General features: G+C 69.9%; 13 protein-coding genes. 4 read left to right on the forward strand and 9 right to left on the reverse strand.

The window, feature by feature from the left end; all coding sequences use genetic code 11:
• Positions 1–16 precede the first annotated feature (16 nt).
• Genes OAW74_RS02315 through OAW74_RS02335 form a run of 5 tightly spaced genes read right to left on the reverse strand, consistent with a single transcriptional unit; the run spans position 17 to position 7338 of the window.
• Positions 17–730 carry an IspD/TarI family cytidylyltransferase gene (locus tag OAW74_RS02315; protein ID WP_262872720.1) on the reverse strand — a complete coding sequence of 238 codons (714 nt, stop codon included), beginning with the start codon at positions 728–730 and terminating at the stop codon, positions 17–19.
• A gap of 4 nt (positions 731–734) precedes the next feature.
• Positions 735–2471 (reverse strand): CDP-glycerol glycerophosphotransferase family protein, encoded by a 1737-nt coding sequence (locus tag OAW74_RS02320; protein WP_262872721.1) that lies wholly within the window; start codon positions 2469–2471, stop codon positions 735–737.
• 14 nt (positions 2472–2485) lie between these two features.
• Complete coding sequence (locus OAW74_RS02325; RefSeq protein WP_262872722.1) at positions 2486–3727, reverse strand: CDP-glycerol glycerophosphotransferase family protein; 1242 nt, start codon at positions 3725–3727, stop codon at positions 2486–2488.
• Positions 3724–4938 (reverse strand): polysaccharide pyruvyl transferase family protein, encoded by a 1215-nt coding sequence (locus tag OAW74_RS02330; protein ID WP_262872723.1) that lies wholly within the window; start codon positions 4936–4938, stop codon positions 3724–3726. Before OAW74_RS02330 ends, OAW74_RS02325 begins: the two co-directional genes overlap by 4 nt.
• Before the next feature lie 9 nt (positions 4939–4947).
• Complete coding sequence (locus OAW74_RS02335; RefSeq protein WP_262872724.1) at positions 4948–7338, reverse strand: CDP-glycerol glycerophosphotransferase family protein; 2391 nt, start codon at positions 7336–7338, stop codon at positions 4948–4950.
• A 99-nt stretch (positions 7339–7437) separates the two neighbouring features.
• On the opposite strand from OAW74_RS02335, the gene glf reads away from it, so the two are divergent.
• The gene (gene glf, locus OAW74_RS02340; protein ID WP_262872725.1) at positions 7438–8577 is read left to right on the forward strand and encodes a UDP-galactopyranose mutase; all 1140 of its coding nucleotides are present in this window, start codon (positions 7438–7440) and stop codon (positions 8575–8577) included.
• A 27-nt stretch (positions 8578–8604) separates the two neighbouring features.
• Here glf and OAW74_RS02345 read toward each other — a convergent pair whose 3' ends face one another.
• Entirely contained in the window at positions 8605–9690 is a 1086-nt protein-coding gene (locus OAW74_RS02345; RefSeq protein WP_262872726.1) for a polysaccharide pyruvyl transferase family protein, read from the reverse strand.
• Positions 9687–12035 (reverse strand): glycosyltransferase family 29 protein, encoded by a 2349-nt coding sequence (locus OAW74_RS02350; protein ID WP_262872727.1) that lies wholly within the window; start codon positions 12033–12035, stop codon positions 9687–9689. The genes OAW74_RS02345 and OAW74_RS02350 overlap by 4 nt, the downstream gene beginning before the upstream one ends.
• Before the next feature lie 165 nt (positions 12036–12200).
• On the opposite strand from OAW74_RS02350, the gene OAW74_RS02355 reads away from it, so the two are divergent.
• The 3 genes from OAW74_RS02355 to OAW74_RS02365 all read left to right on the forward strand — a co-directional run bounded on the left by OAW74_RS02355 (position 12201) and on the right by OAW74_RS02365 (position 15659).
• The gene (locus OAW74_RS02355) at positions 12201–13364 is read left to right on the forward strand and encodes an acylneuraminate cytidylyltransferase (protein ID WP_262872728.1); all 1164 of its coding nucleotides are present in this window, start codon (positions 12201–12203) and stop codon (positions 13362–13364) included.
• A gap of 109 nt (positions 13365–13473) precedes the next feature.
• Entirely contained in the window at positions 13474–14346 is an 873-nt protein-coding gene (locus OAW74_RS02360) for an N-acetylneuraminate synthase family protein (protein WP_262872729.1), read from the forward strand.
• Positions 14343–15659 carry a DUF6716 putative glycosyltransferase gene (locus OAW74_RS02365; protein WP_262872730.1) on the forward strand — a complete coding sequence of 439 codons (1317 nt, stop codon included), beginning with the start codon at positions 14343–14345 and terminating at the stop codon, positions 15657–15659. The genes OAW74_RS02360 and OAW74_RS02365 overlap by 4 nt, the downstream gene beginning before the upstream one ends.
• On the opposite strand, the gene OAW74_RS02370 is transcribed toward OAW74_RS02365, so the two are convergent.
• Both OAW74_RS02370 and OAW74_RS02375 read right to left on the reverse strand, forming a co-directional pair.
• Complete coding sequence (locus OAW74_RS02370; RefSeq protein ID WP_262872731.1) at positions 15650–16960, reverse strand: O-antigen ligase family protein; 1311 nt, start codon at positions 16958–16960, stop codon at positions 15650–15652. The two genes, OAW74_RS02365 and OAW74_RS02370, sit on opposite strands and share 10 nt — an antisense overlap.
• On the reverse strand, positions 16957–18357 hold the full coding sequence (locus tag OAW74_RS02375; protein WP_262872732.1) for an O-antigen ligase family protein: 1401 nt from the start codon (positions 18355–18357) through the stop codon (positions 16957–16959). Before OAW74_RS02375 ends, OAW74_RS02370 begins: the two co-directional genes overlap by 4 nt.
• Between the last annotated feature and the right edge of the window lie 21 nt (positions 18358–18378).

Genomic DNA, 18378 nt, shown 5'->3' on the forward strand with positions numbered 1-18378 from the left:
GACGGAGCGCGCCCGCTCAGCCGCCGATCTGGTTGCGCTCGCGCAGGTCGAAGAACGCGCGGCAGATGTAGTAGTCCTCGGCCGTCGTGATCTTGATGTTCGAGCGCGGTCCGTCGACGCGGAACAGCGTGTGACCGTAGCGCTTGAGCAGCGTCGCGGTGTCGATGGAGTCGTCGTCGCCGTCGGCGACCGCGCTGTCGTAGATCTCCAGCGCGGTGCTCAGCCGCATGCTCTGTGGCGCCTGGGCGGTGTAGAGGAAGTCGCGCGGCAGCACGTCGTCGATCTCGTCGCCCGATGAGCTGACGATCGTCTCGTTGCCCTTGGTGCAGGTGATCGCGGGGCCGCGCTCGCGCACCGTGCGGATGTTGTCGGAGATGAGCTGCGCGTCGATCAGGGGGCGCACGCCGTCGTGCACGAGCACCACCGCGTCGCCGGGGCAGTCGGCGGAGACGGCGCGGATCGCGCGGTGGCGGGACTCCTGGCCGGTCGCGCCGCCGTCGACGATCCAGGCGACCTTCGTGAGCTCGTAGCGGGTCACGAGCTGCTCGAACCTCTCCCGCCATGCGGGCAGGATCGCCACCGCGATGCGGTCGATCTCGGGGTGCTCCTGGAAGTGCTGGATCGTGTGCACGATCAGGGGGGTGCCGTGGATCTCGAGGAACTGCTTGGGAAGGTTCTGCGACGACATCCGGGAGCCGATTCCCCCGGCGAAGATCAGCGCTATGTTCATCGTTTCAGCCTCCGTCGCCGGCGACCTGGTCGCTCCGGCCCTCGCGGTCGTTGTCGAGGATGAGCCGGTCGATCACGCGATCGGCTGCACCCGTGTCGATTCTGTCGAAGTTCTCGGCGCGGAAGCGGGCGAGCTTGGACCTCTCGAAGTCGCCCGCGCGGATCGCCTCGACGACCTCGTCGAAAGTCTCGCAGACGCGCCCAGGGGCCGTCTGCTCGTAGTCGCGGTGGAAGCCGCGGGTCGCCGCGTAGATCGTCTTGTCGGGGGCGAAGAACAGCATCGGCCGGTCCAGAAGGGCGAACTCGTAGATGATCGACGAGTAGTCGGTGATCAGGAGGTCGGTGACGTGCAGCAGGCCCAGTCCGTCGTCGAACCGCGTGAAGTCGAAGAACCGGTCGCGGTACTCCTCGGGGATCGGGAGGGGCTCCTTGATGAAATGGTGCATGCGGAACAGCACGACCGTGTCGGCGGGAAGCGCCGCGTAGAGCGCGTCGAAGTCGATCAGCGAGTAGTCGTAGTACGCCGTGTGGTACGAACTGCCGCGGAAGGTCGGCGCGAACAGGATGATGCGCTTCCCGCGCAGGTGCGGATGCTGCGCGAAGAAGTCCGCCGTGAACGCGGCCGTGCGCTGCTCATCGAGGAACCAGTCGATGCGGGGGAGGCCCGTGGGGATGACGGCCTCCTCCTCGATGCCGAAGGCCTCTGCGTAGACCGACCGCAGATGCTCGGAGCCGCTGATCGCATAGGTGTACTGGCGGTGGGGCTGGCGCAGCCCAGGCGAGTCGGTCGCGCCGAAGCGGCTGTAGCCGACCGACTTGAAGCCGCTGCCGGCGTGCCACACCTGGATCACGCGGGTGCGCGGGTCGACGGTGATGGTGTTGAGGAGCCCGAAGTAGTCGTCGAGCAGGATGGTGCCGCTCGTGGCCATGAGGTACACGATGCGGGTCGTCGTGAGCCACCCGGTCGTGGCGGGAAGGCGGAACGAGAAGCGCAGGTCGAACCTGGTGTCGAGCCCGCGCTCGACCATGCGCTCGTGCACGCGCCGCAGGTTCCCCTCCATCGCGGGCTGCTGATCTGAGGCGAACAGGATCCGGCCGGGCTTCGGGCCGACCAGACGCGAGGCGAGGCGGTAGACCGTGCGCACGTACGCCTGCCTGGCGCCCGAGCCGATCAGCATCCGTCGCGCCCGCGCCATAACCGAGCGCCCCTTCGCCGAGGGAGCGGATCGCCGCAGGTGATAGGTGTGGATCAGCAGGTCCAGTCGCGACCGGTCGTCGCTGTTCTCGTCGACTCCGAACGACACCGTCATCGCTGCGCGGTTCTTGTCGTGGAGGAAGACCCGCGACTGCCGGTCGAGCTCCTCGAGCGCACCGCCGTCGTACGAGGCGATCGGACCGGGCGCGCCGTGCGCGTACGCCCGGATGCGCCACGTGCCGTCGGGGACCGCCGCACGGTCGGCGAAGGTCGTGACGTTGATGCGGAGTGCGAAGACGCCGTCGCCCTCGTCGGACGAGGTCACGTCGAAGCGGCGCATGCCGTCGGTGAGCGCGAAGGCCACATCGGCGGGCTCCGCCGCGTCGGCTGCGGTCAGCCGCAGCCGGATCGTCAGATGGATGCGGTCCCAGGCGATCTCGACCACGTCGAGCACCTGGTGCACAGCGGCGGAGGAGGCGTCGAGAGCCTGCGATCCCGGTGATGCCTGAGCGGCCCGCCGCACACTTCTCGGAGGATCAGCGGGCATTCGAGAAGTATATGTCACGCGCTTTCGCGCGACCCGGGGGCGCCGCCGGCCGGGCGGCCCGCGCACTGGATGATCTCGTCGACGATGCGCGCGGCCGAGCCGCCGTCGTCGACGCTGCCTCGTCGGCTCAGGAACTGTCCGATCGCGTCGGCGTGGGCCTCGCGGTCGAAGTGCGCGACGGCGGCCAGCAGCTCCGCGCTCGAGGTGGCGACCGGAAGCGGCAGGTCGGCGGCGCCCGCGCGCTCGGCGCCGAGCGGCGTCGCGAACAGGAAGGCCGGCCTGCCGGTGAGCAGATAGTCGGACATCCAGCCTGAGCGGTCGGTCATCCCCGCGTCGGCGACGGCGAGCAGCTCCTGCAGGTCGGGGTGGCGAGACGCGTTGTGGCAGTACGCCGGAAGGCCGGCCAGCCACATGTCGGCCTCGGCCCTGGCGACGTGGGGCGCGCGGACGAGCACGTCCCACGTTCCGCCGAAGCGCTCGGAGAGAGTCGAGCGCAGGGCCGCGAAGTCGATGCCGCTCAACGGCGCGGCGAGGGCGTCGTCGCTGCGCGCCGGCGCGTACAGCAGGAACCTCTGCCCCGTCTCGGCGACGTGCAGACGGTCGAGCACCTTCTTGCGCAGCGCGGCCGACCTCCCGGGCGACGTGTCGACGAGCAGGTCGTTCCTCGCGTGCCCCAGCCGCAGCCGCCGTGCGGGGGCGCCGGCGAGCAGGTCGTCTTCGGATGTGCTGCCGGTGAGCACGACGTCGGTCTGCGGATCGAGCGCGCTCCCGCCTGGCCACGCCTGCAGCCAGAGCTGATCGGGGCTCTTGACGACCCCGGCCTCGTGCAGGCGGCGGCCGTCGTGCACGACGACCTTCGCGCGGGCGATCGCCCGGAAGCAGTCGGCCGTGCCCTCTCGGACGAAGCGGAACTCGCGGGGGAAGGGCCCCACCGACGGTGCGCGCAGCACCCAGGTGATCGTGTGGGCGGGTGCGCGACGGAGCAGCTCCTCGGCGATGTACTTCGCATCGCCCGTGTACTCGCCGTCGGTCTCGACGAACACGATCGAGGCGTCGTCGACCGTGGCCGTGCGGGCGACCCGCCGCTTGCCGACTCTCGAGATTCGCCGGTCGATCGGGGTGGTGAGCTTCTCCTGCACGACCAGTCGCACCCCGCGGACGCCCAGGTGGATGGCGCGAACGAAGATCTCGACGGCGCGGAAGACGCTGCCCACGAGCAGCGTGAGCAGCTTTCCTTCGAGCAGCTTGTCGATCATCGCTTCCTCCGGGGGATGCTCTCGACGAACTCGACGAGCCGACGCCGGGTGCGCTCACGCAGCTCTGCGCGCCGCCCGAGGTCGGGTTCTGGCAGGTCGTTGCTGACGAGCAGGCGTGCGATCTCGACGAAGTCGAGTTCGTGCTCATCGAAGTATCTGTCGCGCAGGCCGGTGATCTCGGTGAGGAAGGCGAGCTTCTCGCCCCAGATGAGCCCCACCACCGGCACATCGATCGCGTAGGCGGTGATCCCGGCGTGCATGCGCGCGCTCAGGATGATGTCGAAGCCCGCCACGAGGTTCACGAACTGGGCGGACGTCGTCGGCCGGTGCAGCAGCTGGTCGTCGCGCAGGTTCATGGTCTCCACGAGCGACCGGCCGAAGGACTGGTCGACGCTCATGCCGTTGGAGAAGAGGAAGAAATCGGCATCCAGCCGCCGCAGCTCCGCGATGAGATTCCGATAGAAGTTCACGACCGCGTCGGGCGAGATGTCGCCTCCGTACACGGAGAAGTTCTGCGGATTGATCAGGTTGATGCCGATCCGCTGACGCCCCGCGGTGCGCTGCCTCGCCGCAGCGGGGTCGACGATCTCCATCTCGCCCAGCCAGAACACCGGATCGCCGACGCGCTCGGTGACGGTGTCGGCCTTGGTGACGTAGCAGGTGTCGAGCGTCTCGATGTCGTCGCGCGTCGTGATGACCTTCACGTTGTCGTAGTTGAGCACCTTCTTCAGGCGCTGGCAGCGGATGTCGGTCTCGCTGTAGCCCTCGACGCCGACCGCGTTCATCATCACCGGGATGCCGCGCGCGCGGGCGGCCTTCAGGATGAGCTCGTCGATGTAGTTCAGACCCTGCGTCTTGTACTTGATGAACCCGCCGCCGGTGAACACGACCGCATCGAGATCCTTGATGCGCTCCGTGAAGTACCAGCCGAGCTTGGTCTTCCAGTACAGCGCGTTGTAGTGATAGGCGAACCGATCGTTGCGAACGAGCGCCAGCACCGGCCGCTGGAACGCCTTCATGACGGCAGCCGCCCGGAAGTTCAGCCGCCGCACGCCAGAGCGCACACTCGCGTTCTGCGGGTCGACATCGATGTCGACCAGCACCGTGTCGGGGTCATGCGCCCGCAGCAGGTACTTCGAGGCCTCGACCAGCAGGTAGTCGCCGACGTTCTCGTTGGTGAGGAGCCCCACGACGCCTATCGTTGTGCGCACCGTCCGATCCTAAGCGGCGGCGCCGCTGTCGACCGCGGCCAGGAGGCGCTGCGCGATGCTCATGGCGCACGCGTCGCGCTCGGCGGCATCGGCGGGGACCTGCACCCACCGCGCGGCGAAGGCGGCGGCATCCGCTGCGGTCGCCTCGGCTGCGGCGACCGCACGCGCGAGCGCGGCGACGTCGCGCACGATGGGACCGGGCAGGTCGCGCCGGTAGTCGAGGTAGAAGTCGCGCGAGTCGAGGTAGTCGTCGAGGTCGGGAGTGAGGAAATAGCTGGGCACGCCCACGACGGCCGCTTCGTAGAGCACCGAGGAGTAGTCGGTGATGAGGACGTCGGCGACGTGGAGCAGGTCCTGGGTCGAGAAGCCGGGGGCGAGGTCGACGTCGGGGCCGAAATCTGCCGACATCAGCGGGTGGAGCTTGACCACCGTGTGCAGGCCGATCGCGGCGAGCTCGCGGGAGAGCTCCGCGGGGTCGACCGTGACGGTGCCGTCTAGGCGGAAGGTGGGGGCGAAGACCGCGACCCGCGCGTCGCGCAGGTGCGGGTGGGCGGCGTGGATGCGGTCGCGCACGGCGTCGGCCTCGTCCCGGTCGCGCAGGTGGTCGACGCGGGGGAGCGGTGCGACGACGACCTTCTCGATCGCCGTACCGAAGGCCTCGGCATAGGCCGGTCGGCACTCCTCGGCGCTGGTGAGCACGACGTCGTAGCCCTCGTGCATGCGCATCGCCGCGGCCAGGCGCCCGTCGCGCCCCTCGTCCTGGTCGAGGATGCTGAGGCCGAACTTCTTGAACGCGCCCAGCGCGTGCCAGATCTGCACGACCGTGAGCTCGCGGCGGTGCGTCGGAACGCTCGCCACGATCGCGTAGGTGTCGACCACCAGCACCCGCGCGGTCGCGACATGGTAGAGCTGGCGCAGCATGTGGAAGACGTAGCCGATCTTGGGGATGATGCCCGGCGGCATCATCTTCACGAGCATCGTCACGCGCACAGTGGGGTCGAGCCGGCGCACCGCGTCGGCGATGTCGGCGAAGTCGGCCGGCACCGTGGGGTGCTCCCTGCTGATCATCACGACCTTGCGCTGCACGGGAAGGAGCTTGAGCGGCGCGTAGACGACCCGCAGCCCGAACCGGGCGAGGGCGGCGGCGGTCAGCCACAGCCACATCCGCGAGCTCGCCCGCGTGGGCGCGGGGGCGCTGCCGCCGGGGGCGACCGGGGCGACGTCGGCGTGGCGCGCGGGCCGGCGCAGGATCACGTCGCGCACGATGCGCTCGCTCGAGTGCCCGTCGCACGCGCCCATGAACCGCTCGAGGAACTGCTCGGTCGCACCGTCGACCGTCGCTGCCGCGATCGCGGCCGCCAGCTCGTCCGAGCGGCGCACGACGGGGCCGGTGAGGTATTGGGCGAACGGGTAGTAGAAGTCCCGATCGGCGGTGTACTGCTCGAGGTCGGGGCAGAAGAACACGATCGGCCGCCGCAGGAGGGCGAACTCGAAGATGGCCGATGAGTAGTCCGTGACCAGCACATCGGCGGCCATCATCAGCTCGGTGATCTCGCGGTCGTCGGTGACGTCGACGACCTTCGTGACGCCGGGGCGCGCGGAGCGCAGCGACCGCACGAACGGGTGCATCTTGACCAGCACCGTCCACCCGTCGCCCAGGTCGGCTCCCAGCCCATCCCAGTCGACGCTGTCGTAGTCGAACGTCGCGGTGAGCTGCCCGTTTCCGCGGAACGTCGGAGCGAACAGCGCGATCTTCGACGAGTCGGGGATGCCGTAGCGCTCGCGCACGGCTGCCGCCGACGCGGCGACGGTCGATTCATCGAAGAACGCGTCGGTGCGCGCGACGCCCAGCGCCCGCACGCGTTCGATCGGGATGTCGAAGGCCTCTGCGTAGTCGCCGCGGATCGACTCGGCGCTCACGGTGGCGTCGGTGTAGTTGCGATGTGCGATCGTGCCGGGGGCGGGCCCGCCTGGGAGGCCGGCACGGCTGTAGCCGACGCGCTTGAAGGCGCCGGCCGCGTGCCAGACCTGCACGAGCCTGGTGCCGCGGCGGATGCGGGAGGGGTAGATCAGCGGATACAGGTCGTCGAGCACGATCGTGTGCGCCGAGGCCATGAGCCACGGCAGCCGCACCATGTCGGCGAGCGGACGCCGGGCGCGCAGACGCGGCTTGAACACCCCGATCACGTCGGCATCCGGCTCCTGGCGCAGGATCTCGTCGCGCAGGAAGGCGAAGTTGCCGGTGAATCCCGCGCGCGAGTCCGAGAGGAAGAGCACGCGGTCGTCGTGCACCCGGCGGAGCATGCGCGCGAGCGCATACATCGCCGTGTAGGGAAGGAACCGCCAACGCTGCAGCAGTGCGCTGCGCCGAAGGATGCTGCGAAGGCTGGTCTGTGCCACGACTCCCTCTCAGTTGACCCGGGCGGATCCCGAACGGCCGATTCTACCCGGCGCGTTCTGGACACCTCCTGTTCACTCGCTCTGGGCAGACTCGCCGGCATGGATCTTCTCGTGGTCGGCTCAGGTCTGTTCGGTCTCACGATCGCCGAGAGGGCGGCCGATGCCGGGCGCGACGTCGTGATCATCGATCGACGCGATCATCTCGGCGGCAACGCCTACAGCGAGGCCGACCCCGACACCGGCATCGAGGTCCACCGCTACGGCGCGCACCTGTTCCACACCTCGAACCCGACGGTGTGGGAGTACGTCAACCGCTTCACGGCTTTCACCGACTACGTGCACAGGGTCTACACGACCCATGGCGGGGTCGTCTACCCGCTGCCGATCAACCTCGGCACGATCAACCAGTTCTTCTCGTCGGCGCGCACGCCGGACCAGGCGAGAGCGCTCGTGCGGGAGCAGGCGGGCGAGTTCGATCCTCGGACCGCCCGCAGTCTCGAGGAGCGCGGGATCGGGCTCATCGGCCGCCCGCTCTACGAGGCCTTCATCCGCGACTACACCGCCAAGCAGTGGCAGACCGATCCGCGCGAGCTTCCTGCCGAGGTGATCAGCCGACTGCCCGTGCGCTACACCTACGACAACCGCTACTTCAACGACACCTGGGAGGGTCTTCCCGTTGAGGGCTACACGGCGTGGCTCGAGCGGATGGCCGACCACCCGCGCATCGAGGTGCGACTCGAGACGGACTTCTTCGACGAGACCCAGCCCCTCAACCGGCGCGACACGGTGGGGCAGGTGCCCATCGTCTACACCGGGCCGGTGGACCGCTACTTCGACTACGCCGAAGGCGAGCTGGGCTGGCGCACGCTCGACTTCGAGCGGGAGGTGCTGCCGGTGGGCGATTTCCAGGGCACGAGCGTCATGAATTACGCCGACGCCGACGTGCCCTACACGCGCATCCACGAGTTCCGCCACTTCCACCCCGAGCGCGCCGATCGGTATCCGTCAGATCGCACGGTCGTCATGCGGGAGTACTCGCGGTTCGCCGAGCGCGACGACGAGCCCTACTACCCCGTCGGCACGCCGGCCGACCGTGCGCGCCTGCTCGCCTATCGCGACCTGTCGGCGGGGGAGCCAGGGGTGCACTTCGGTGGGCGGCTGGGCACCTACCAGTACCTCGACATGCACATGGCCATCGGCTCCGCGCTGTCGATGTGGCGCAACGACCTCGCCGCCTGACGGGCGGCGAGGTCGTTGCGCCGCCCGTCAGGTCAGCGCATCGGCGAACTCGACGGCCTGGCGCTGCAGCTGCTCCCAGAGCTCCGCGCGGCGCTCGGCGATGCGCGCCGCCAGAGCGTCCTCCCGTTCGATGAACGAGGTCAGCTTCGCGATCATGCCGTCCGCCATGCGGTCGAGCTGTTCCCGCGACATCGACGGGGTGCGGGGCACATCGCAGAGGAACTCGTCGTCGCCGAAGTAGTCGCGCGGCATCCCGCGGCGGGCCGACATGCCGATGAAGGCGGCGGGCTTGTCGTAGGCGAGGAAGGGCAGCCACCCGTGCAGGCGCTTGCCGAAGGCGAAGCGGCAGTCCGTGTAGCGCGCAGCGAAGGACGGGTGCTTGGCGAGTGCCTTGTTGAACCCCTCGTGGAACTCCCTCCCCGTGGGCTCCGCCCGCAGGAGCTTCTCGAACGGACGGCGGTCGATCTCGATCACGGGGAACAGATCGAGCATGAGCCGGTTGGAGTCGCCGGCGGCGTTGATCATCGACCGCACCTCGAGCCCCTGAGCCGCGGCGAAGTCGGCGAACCGGCGCAGCGGATGGTCGGCGATGTTGTCTTCGGTGAACAGGAACGAGTCGAAATTGACGACGACCACATCGCGCGTGGAGTCGGGGGCGTCCAGCAGCCGGTCGGTGAACAGCGATGTGCACGGCGCCCACCGCGGACTCGTGACCGGGCCGACCTTGCGCACGAGCTCCGCCTCCTTGTTCGCGCGCACGACGATCTCGGGAGCGCGGGCGGTGACCCTGCGCACCGCGGCGGTCTCTTCCGGGGTCGGATTCTGCAGGATGCCGGTGGACCACAGGTAGAACTTCTTCGACTCGAACCGGTCCCACTGCTTGGCGAGCTTCGCGTGCAGGTGCTTCGACGAGTTCGTCTGCACGAACATGCCGCCGGGGCCGATGATGACGTTGTCGGTCGGCCGGTCGCCCTTGCGCAGGTACTCCGGTTCGCTCACCTGCCGGAAGTCGAGGTCGATGAGGCCGTCGAACAGCTCCTTGGTGACCTGGTAGAGCAGGGCGTCGCCGGCGTTTCCTCGGATGCCGAGCGTGATCCACAGTGCGCGCTTCACGCGGCGCTCCCGTCTGCGGCATCCGCCGCGTCGTCGTGTGTCGCCGCGTCGACGAGCTCGTCGAGCATGCGTGTGTAGCGTTCGGCGAACCTGGCCAGCGAGAAGCTCTGCTCGAACACACGTCGATTGCGCTCGCCCCACTCGATGCGATCGCGAGAGCCGAGGACGCGGCACGCGTCGTCGATGGTGTCTTCGTCGACGAACAGCACGTTGCCGTCGAGGTCCACCTCGGGGTTTCCGCCGACGGGCGAGAGGATGAGCGCCTTGCCTGCGCGCATCGCCTCGAGGGTCGCCAGATCGAAGATCGACCTGCGGTGCATCATGACGTAGTAGTCGGCGTAGTCGAGCAGCGCCAGCAGCCGGTCATGGGTCATGCGCTCGCCGACCAGCCGCGCCGTGAACGACCAGTCCTTCTGGGCGGCTTCCATGGCGCAGAAGCGGGCCTGGTCGGAGGCGGCGCCGACCGCGATCCACACGACGCGCCTGCCCGACATGGCCGCGTGCCGCTGCAGCAGGGCGGGAACGCGATCCATCCCCTTGTCGTGGTTGAAGTCGCCGACGCTGATGAAGACGTCGGTCTGATCGTCTTTGACGGGCAGGCGCAGGCGCCGCAGCACCGCCTCCGCGACATCCTCGCCGGCTGCCGGTGCGTCGTGGTCGACGGCGGAGACCGTGTTGTACAGCGCCCGGTCGGCGAACGAGATCGACGAGTCCTCTCCGATGCGTGCCGTCGCGCGATAGGTGTCGCGCGCTCCCAGGCTCGGGAAGTAGACCGTGACGGCGTTGTCGAGCACGAGCTGCTCGAGGCTCGTGGCGGCGTTGTTCTCGTGCGGGGTGGGGGTGCGCCCGATCGAGCGCATCTCCTGCAGCGTGCTGCCCTGCTGGTGGTAGACGACGACGTAGGGAGCCCCCAGCAGCAGCGCCCCGTAGGCGCTTCCCAGCTCGTGACAGACGAACAGCAGGCGGCGGCCCTCCGCGCGGGCAGCCAGCACGGCGGGGTCGGTGCGCACCGCCTCGCCCGCGATCACGATGTCGGCGACCTTCGCGCTGAGGCCGGCCAGCTCCACCCGGAGTCGTTCGCGCAGCTCGGCCTTGCCCTCGCCCTGGAAGAGATACTCCAGCCGCGCACCGCGGTAGGAGTCGCCCAGAGCCACCCGCTGCGTGGCCAGGACGCCGCCGGGGCCCCCGGTCTTGCCCGCGGCGGGGTCGTACTCGCGGTAGGCGGCGCCGAACACCGTGAGCTGTGGGCCGGGTTCAGGGGCGCCGGGCGCATCGCCGTCCCGCAGCGACCGCAGGAACGCGCCCTCGCCGTCGACGTTGTGGCGCCTGCCCATGTCGCCCAGCTCATCGAAGTAGTGGCCGTGGTCGGCGCTGCCGTCCACCGTCGAGAAGCCGTACACATCGACCCCGTCCAGGGAGCCGCGGCGCTGGTGGATCATCCACAGGATCTGCGCACCGCTCGTGGGGAGGATCAGCCCCGAGCTCTCCCAGAGCGAGTGCTTCGCAGCGGTGTCGATGTGGGTCACCTTGCCGGGGGAGAACAGCACGTCGCGATGGAGGATGTCGGCGTGGGCGGGCACCTCCAGCAGGTTGCGGAAGACGTCCATCTCCCACACCACGAGATCGAAGTGCTCGATGACGTATCGGTCGGCCACGTCGCGGTGCGCGCCGCGCACCCAGATGTCGGTGCGCGCTCCGTAGTCGGTCTCGTACCCGCGGGGGAAGTTGTTGAATCGGATGACGACGTCGTGGGCGTCGATCTCGGCGCCGCGCGCCTGGCCGAGCGGTCCGGAGCCGTTGCCGACCACCGCGATGGTCCCCTTCGCGATCAGGGCGCCGAACACGTCGTGGTCGCGGCTCGCCTCCAGCGCGTCCGCCACCCGCGCCGTGCGCTCGGCGCCGCGGCCGCCGAGGCCCAGATCACGCGCGAAGCGGGCGACCGGCAGGCACAGCGACAGCGCCGGCAGCGAGCCGGGCTTCTTGGCGAGCCAGGTGCGCAGCATCCGCTCCGCCTCCACTCGGTCGCCGGCCTCCAGCAGCACGGCGCAGAAGACCAGCCAGATGCGGGGGTGCAGCGTGTCCCACGCCACGGAGTTGCGGCTCATCGCACGCGCCCGGCTGACCAGCTGCTCCGTCGCCCCCTGGTCGCGCCACTCCGATCGGGTGAGGGCCAGATCATCGAGCGCGCCGCGCTCGGGCGAGGGGTCCGCCGAGCCGCGGGGGCGGTCGGGGGCGAACAGGCGGCGACGCAGTGTGCGCAGGCGGCGCACCAGCGCGCGCAGCGGCCCGATGCGCTTGAGCGACCGCTTCGCGGTCTCGAGGGGACGGGTGAGTGTGGTCTTCATGGCTCCGTGACGCGCGATGTCGGTGTGCGTGGAGTGATGGTAGGCAGGCCCGTCTGTCCGTCGAATGTCTCGCGGGAGTACGGCCGGTGAACGGCCCCGCCCCAGCCAGGGAGCCGTCATCCCTGCGGGCTAGAGTGACGACCGATTCGGAAACAGGAGCACGCCATGCAGCACCCCCCGGCGAACGGCGCCGTCGTCGCGATCATCCCCGCCCGCGGCGGATCCAAGGGGGTGCCCCGCAAGAACGCCCTGCCGGTGGGCGGGGTGCCGCTGGTCGTGCGGGCGGTGCGGGCGGCGCAGGCCTCCGTACTCGTCGACCGGGTTCTCGTCTCGACCGACGACGCCGAGATCGCGGCGCTGGCACGTGCTGCGGGCGCCGAGGTGGTCGACCGCCCCGCGGAGCTCTCGGGCGACGCAGCCGGTTCGGAGAGCGCGCTGCTGCATGCCCTGACCGAGATCGACCCGGATGGCACGGCCGTGCGCACGGTGGTCTTCCTTCAGGCGACGTCGCCGTTCATCCCGTCCGACGGCATCGACGAGGGCGTGCGGCTGGTCGACGGGGGTGCGTACGACTGCGCCTTCTCGGCCTACGAGACATTCGGCTTCCTGTGGCGGCGTGATGCCGACGCAGCGGCCGAGGCGATCAACCACTCCGCCGGAGTGCGGCCCCGACGCCAGGAGCGTGAGCCGCACTACCTCGAGACCGGTGCCTTCTATGTGCTCGACGCCGCAGGGTTCCGTGCGGCGGGGCATCGCTTCTTCGGCAGGATCGGGATCGTCGAGGTGTCGGAGACCAGCGCCGTCGAGATCGACGACGCCACGCAGTTCGCGATCGCCGGCGCACTGGCGCCGCTTGTGGACCGGCCGGCGCGCATCGAGGCCGAGGCGCTCGTGACCGACTTCGACGGGGTGCACACCGACGACACGGCCACCGTCGACGCCGACGGACGCGAGAGCGTTCGGGTGAGCCGCTCCGACGGCATGGGGGTGGGGATGCTGCGACGCGCCGGCATCCCGATGCTCATCCTGTCGACCGAGGTCAACCCCGTCGTGCGCGCGCGCGCAGAGAAGCTGCGCGTGCCGGTTCTGCACGGAGTGGTCGACAAGGCGGCGGCGCTGACCGAGTGGGCGGCAGCGGGCGGCATCGACCTCGCTCGCACCGCCTATCTCGGAAACGACGTCAACGATCTGGGCGCGATGCGGCTCGTGGGATGGCCGATCGCCGTCGCCGACGCGCATCCCGCCGTGCGCGCCGCCGCCAGGATCGTGCTCGACCGCCGAGGCGGAGCGGGCGCCGTGCGCGAGCTGATCGACCGCATCCTCGCCTGAGAGCGCGAGGGGCAAGCTTCTCCTGGCTGTGCACCTGTCGCCACCTCGACGTCACCTCTCGTCAACCTTCGAGCCGGACCCTGGCACGAAGGAACGAAAGGAACCCGAGATGACCGTCACCATCGGATCGAACGTCATCGGCGGCAAGAACCCCGTCTACGTGATCGCCGAGATCGGCCTCAACCACAACGGCGATGTGGAGCTCGCCAAGCAGCTCATCGATGTCGCTGCGGATGCCGGCGCCAACGCCGTGAAGTTCCAGAAGCGCACCCCCGAGATCTCGACGCCCGAGCACATGCGCGACGTGCCGCGCGAGACCCCGTGGGGCACGATGACCTACCTCGAGTACCGCTACCGCGTCGAGTTCGACCGCGACCAGTACCTCGAGATCGGCGACCACGCCACCCTCCGCGGGCTCGAGTGGTTCGCCTCGCCCTGGGATGTGCCCAGCGTCGCCTTCCTCGAAGACCTCGAGGTGCGCACCCACAAGGTCGCCTCGGCGAGCCTGACCGACCTCGAGCTGCTGCAGGCGCTGCGCGACACGGGCAAGCCGATCATCCTGTCGACGGGCATGTCGACGATCGAGCAGATCGACCGGGCGCTGGACGTGCTCGACCCCGACAAGGTCGTGCTGATGCACGCCACGTCGACCTATCCGATGGAGCCCGAAGAGGCCAACCTCAAGACGATCGGCACGCTGCGCGACCGCTACGCCGGCATCCCGGTGGGCTACTCCGGTCACGAGCGCGGGCTGCAGATCTCGCTGGCTGCCGTGGCGCTGGGCGCGGTCGCCGTCGAGCGGCACATCACTCTGGACCGCACGATGTGGGGCTCCGACCACGCGGCCTCGCTCGAGCCGAACGGCCTCGAGCACCTCGTGCGCGACATCCGCGTCATCGAATCGGCACTCGGCGACGGCGTCAAGCGCGTCTTTCCCGGCGAGCTCGCGCCGATGGCGAAGCTCCGGCGCGTACCGGCATGACCGAGCAGCACGAGGGCGGGCCGCGCGTGGTCGGCATCGCCGACGCCGACTCCTACGTCAAGTGGGCGGCGGCCCTGCTCGGCGCGGTCGGGCGCGCGCAGTCCCGCCTCGTGCTCGTGCGGACGCCGCTGACCGTGAGCGCCGACCAGGAGCGCGCGGCGCTGGCCGGCAGCGGCATCTCGGCAGCCCAGCTCGAACGCCTCGACTTCGCCGACCTGCGGGGCTGGCTCGAGGCGACCGCCCCCGACGTGGTCGTGGTCGCCGGCCGAGGGCCGTTCGTGCGGATGGTCGTGCACGCGGTGCGCACGCTGCATCCTCGGCCGGTGATCGTCTCCGGCATGCCGGGCATGTCGATCCCCGCGCAGCGCGGCGCCGTGCACTACCGCCGCGAGGTGGACCTGTTCGTCGTGCACTCGCGCCGCGAGAAGCGGGCGTTCCGCGATCTGGCCGAGCGGATGGAGGTGCCGCTGCGTCTCGGGCTGGCGACCCTGCCGTTCGCCCAGAGCTCGGTCATGCGCCACGGCGGCGACGATCTCGTCTTCGCGGCGCAGGCGCTCGTGCCGAGGGAGCGCGAGGAGCGACTCGCCCTCGCCGACATCCTGCGGCGGGCCGCGATCGCCCACCCCGACCGGCGGGTCGTCGTCAAGCTCCGTTCGCGCCCGGAGGTAGGCGAGCGAGAGACCCACCACGACGTCGCGCCCTACCCCGAGCTCTTCCGCGAGCTGGGCGAGCTGCCGCGCAATCTCGTCTTCTCGCACGAGCCGATGTCCGAGGCGCTCGCGGGCGCCGAGGGCCTGGTGACCGTGAGCTCGACGGCGGCGATCGAGGCGATCGCGCGCGGGATCCCGGTGATCGCCGTCGACACCTTCGGCATCTCCAAGGCGAACCTGAACATCGTCTTCGCCGCCAGCGGCGTGCTCGGCGGCGCCGACGAAGTCATCGCGCGCAGGTTCCGGCATCCGACCGTCGAGTGGGTGAGGGACAACTACTTCCACGAGCCGGCGCGCTCGACGTGGTGGTCCGAGGTCGAGGGGCTGCTCGCCGCTCGGCGCGAAGGCACCCTCGTGTCGCCGCCGCCGACACGCCTGCGAGGCGGCTGGATCCGCGAGGCGTGGGATCGCAAGAGCGTGCTCGGCGTCTACGACCGCACCGTGTCGGGGTGGATCGCGCTGCGCCTGGGGATCCCGGTGCGGGCGGTCATCCTGTGGGCGCGTGCGCGGCGCGGCAGCACCGGCCGGTTCTCGTGGGCGGAGGCCGATTCCGACATCACGCTGACGCCGGCGCTCTATCAGGAGCCGCTGCGTCAGTCCTGATGGGGCAGGTCGGCCACGGGCGCGCGCCGCTCGTCGACGCGCGCCCGCCAGCCGCCCACGTGCGACGACCGTGCGGCGCAGACGACCAGGAGGAACCACGCGAATCCGCCGAGGATGGTGCTCTCGATGACCCCGTTGGCCAGGAGCGTGATGAGGATCAGCGCCGGCCAGGTGTACACGGTGGAGCGCCGTTCGGCGGCGGTGACCCAGGCGCGGGCCAGGGCGAGGCCGGCGAAGGCGACGAACAGCACGACGCCGATCCATCCCGCCTGCAGCAGCACGTCGAAGTAGGCGTTCAGCGCCGAGGTGTGGTCGGTGCCCAGGCGGAAGTTCACGAGGAAGAACGGAGGATGCCGCGGCGACCACGCGCCGAACCAGCCCCAGCCCTGCACGGGGGAGAGCTCGGAGAAATCCAGCACGGCGTTCCACAGCCGTGACCGGGTGAGGAAGTCGGGCTCGGCGTTCAGCCAGTACACGAGGGGTCGGCGGAACGCGTAGCCGAGGGTCACCAGCACCACGACCGTGGCGCCGATCCCCAGCTGCAGCGCGGGCCTGGATTCGGGCGAGGTCCGCCGCACGAGCCACAGCAGCCCCGTCGCGGTCGCCGCGATGACCGCGAGCACGAGCACGATGGGCGAGGCCGTGAAGATCGCCAGCAGCACGCCGAGCGAGACGGAGAAGATCGCCGTCCCCTGCCGCACCGACCGGGTGCGCCACTCGACCAGGAACGTGATGACGGCGATGACCACGACGAGCCCGAGGCGCGTGCGGGTGCCGAACAGTCCCTGGATCGGGCCCCCGTCGGCGAGGTTACCCGCCACCGAGAGGAAGGGGATCGGGGAGTCGATGAGAATGCCGCTGAATACCTCGATGGCGAGCGAGCCGATCAGATAGACGCGCAGCACGTCGCCGACGGCGCGCACCGTCTGAAGGGTGTCGCGGATGTGCGTGACGACGATCGCGAGAAAGGTCACCGCCGCCATCGTCAGCCAGCCGGCCAGGGTCAGGGTGGCGCTCGGGCTCCACAGGGTCGTCAGCAGCAGCCAGAGCAGGAACGCGGCGAGCGTGAGCGGCATGAAGCGCAGCGGCGAGAGCTCGTCGCGGCGGGCGTAGAGCACACCGGCTCCCACGACGCACAGCCCGACGATGATGGTGGCGTAGGGCGCGTCGCCCATGAGCCGCGCGATCAGGTGGCTGCCGAACAGCGCGCCGATCGTGGTGATCGTGTAGGCCCAGGCGAACGGCGCCGAACGCAGCAGCTCGCCGAGGGCGCGTCGGCGCTGCTGCGGTGCGCCGCTCACGCGGCCTGCTTGGTCGGCTCGCCGCGTTCGATGGCCAGGCTCTGTTCGGCAGGTCCCTCGCCGATGTGCGGCGACTGCTTGATCTTGAACGCGAACAGCACCAGCAGCGCCCAGCCCCACAGCAGCAGCGGCGACGACTCGGCGATGCCCTGCACCAGCAGCAGCGCCCCCAGAAGAGTCGGCAGCAGCGCGATGGGCGAGTAGGGCCGGTCGGCGCGCAGATCCCAGCGGGGGCGGTCGACGGCGAAGAACCACGAGCGCCAGATGAAGGCGAGGTAGGTCAGGATGATCAGCACGAGGCCGATCGCGCCCAGCTGCAGATAGACGTCGAGCCACATGTTGTGGGCCTGCATGACCGACTCGCCGTGATCGACGATCCACTGATCGAAAGCGGGGTCGTTGGTCACCCACGGCGTCGAGAAGCCCCATCCGACGATCGGATGCTGCGCGGCGCGCTCGAGCACCAGACTCCAGATGCCCTCGCGTCCGGTGAGGTCGGCCTCGCGGCCGAGCGCCGTGAAGATCGCGCCGCGCAGCAGCCAGAACGTGACGGCGCCGCCCACTCCGATGACGGCATAGCCGACGTAGTACTTCGTGCGGGCGCCAGGACCCTTCGCCGTGCGCATCAGCAGCACGGTGGCCAGCACCACCGCGACCGCGATCGCGCAGATCACGGCGGTCGCGGAGCCCGCGCGGGAGAAGAGGTAGGCCGACAGCGCGATCCACCCGATGAGCGTCGCCCGGTAGGGCGCGCGCAGGGCGAGGCGGATCGCGAACACGATGATCGCCAGCAGCGCGACGGGGGCGAGCAGATTCGAGTTGCCCATGATGCCCTGGATGCGCCCGCCGTCGAGCAGGTTCGCGCGCGACCAGAACACGATCGGGTCGACCTGCTCGTCGGTGGTGGCGAAGCCGGGCAGCACGGGCTCGCCGACGACGACGGCCACCCACAGCTCGAACACGAGAGAGAGCGCCATCACCCATTTCAGGGCGGATGCGAGACTGCGGGTGACCTCCCGCCAGGTGAGCACGCTCCCCACGAACATCGCCTGCAGTGTGGTGATCCACAGCAGCAGCAGGGTCACGGCGGTCGCGCCGATCCACGCGGTCCACAGGAGCGACAGCGTCGCCCACGCGAGGTAGCCGACGACGAACCAGGGCAGGCGCCGCCACTGCACCGCGGGGCGCAGCACGATCCACAGGATCACCGACAGCACTCCGCCCGAGATCGTGACGACCGCCGCGACCACCTCGCCGAACGCGTGCACCCAGGCGGTGCCGGACACCGTCATGAACAGCAGGAACGTGCACCAGGCCCGCAGCATCAGGTGGCTGGTCTTCTCGCGAAGCGGAGCGGTCGGCGGTGCCGACGCGGGATGCTTCGAACTCACGGCCATGGTGCACTCAGGGTATCGCGC

It is taken from the genome of Microbacterium fluvii, assembly GCF_025515205.1.
Lineage (GTDB): Bacteria > Actinomycetota > Actinomycetes > Actinomycetales > Microbacteriaceae > Microbacterium > Microbacterium fluvii.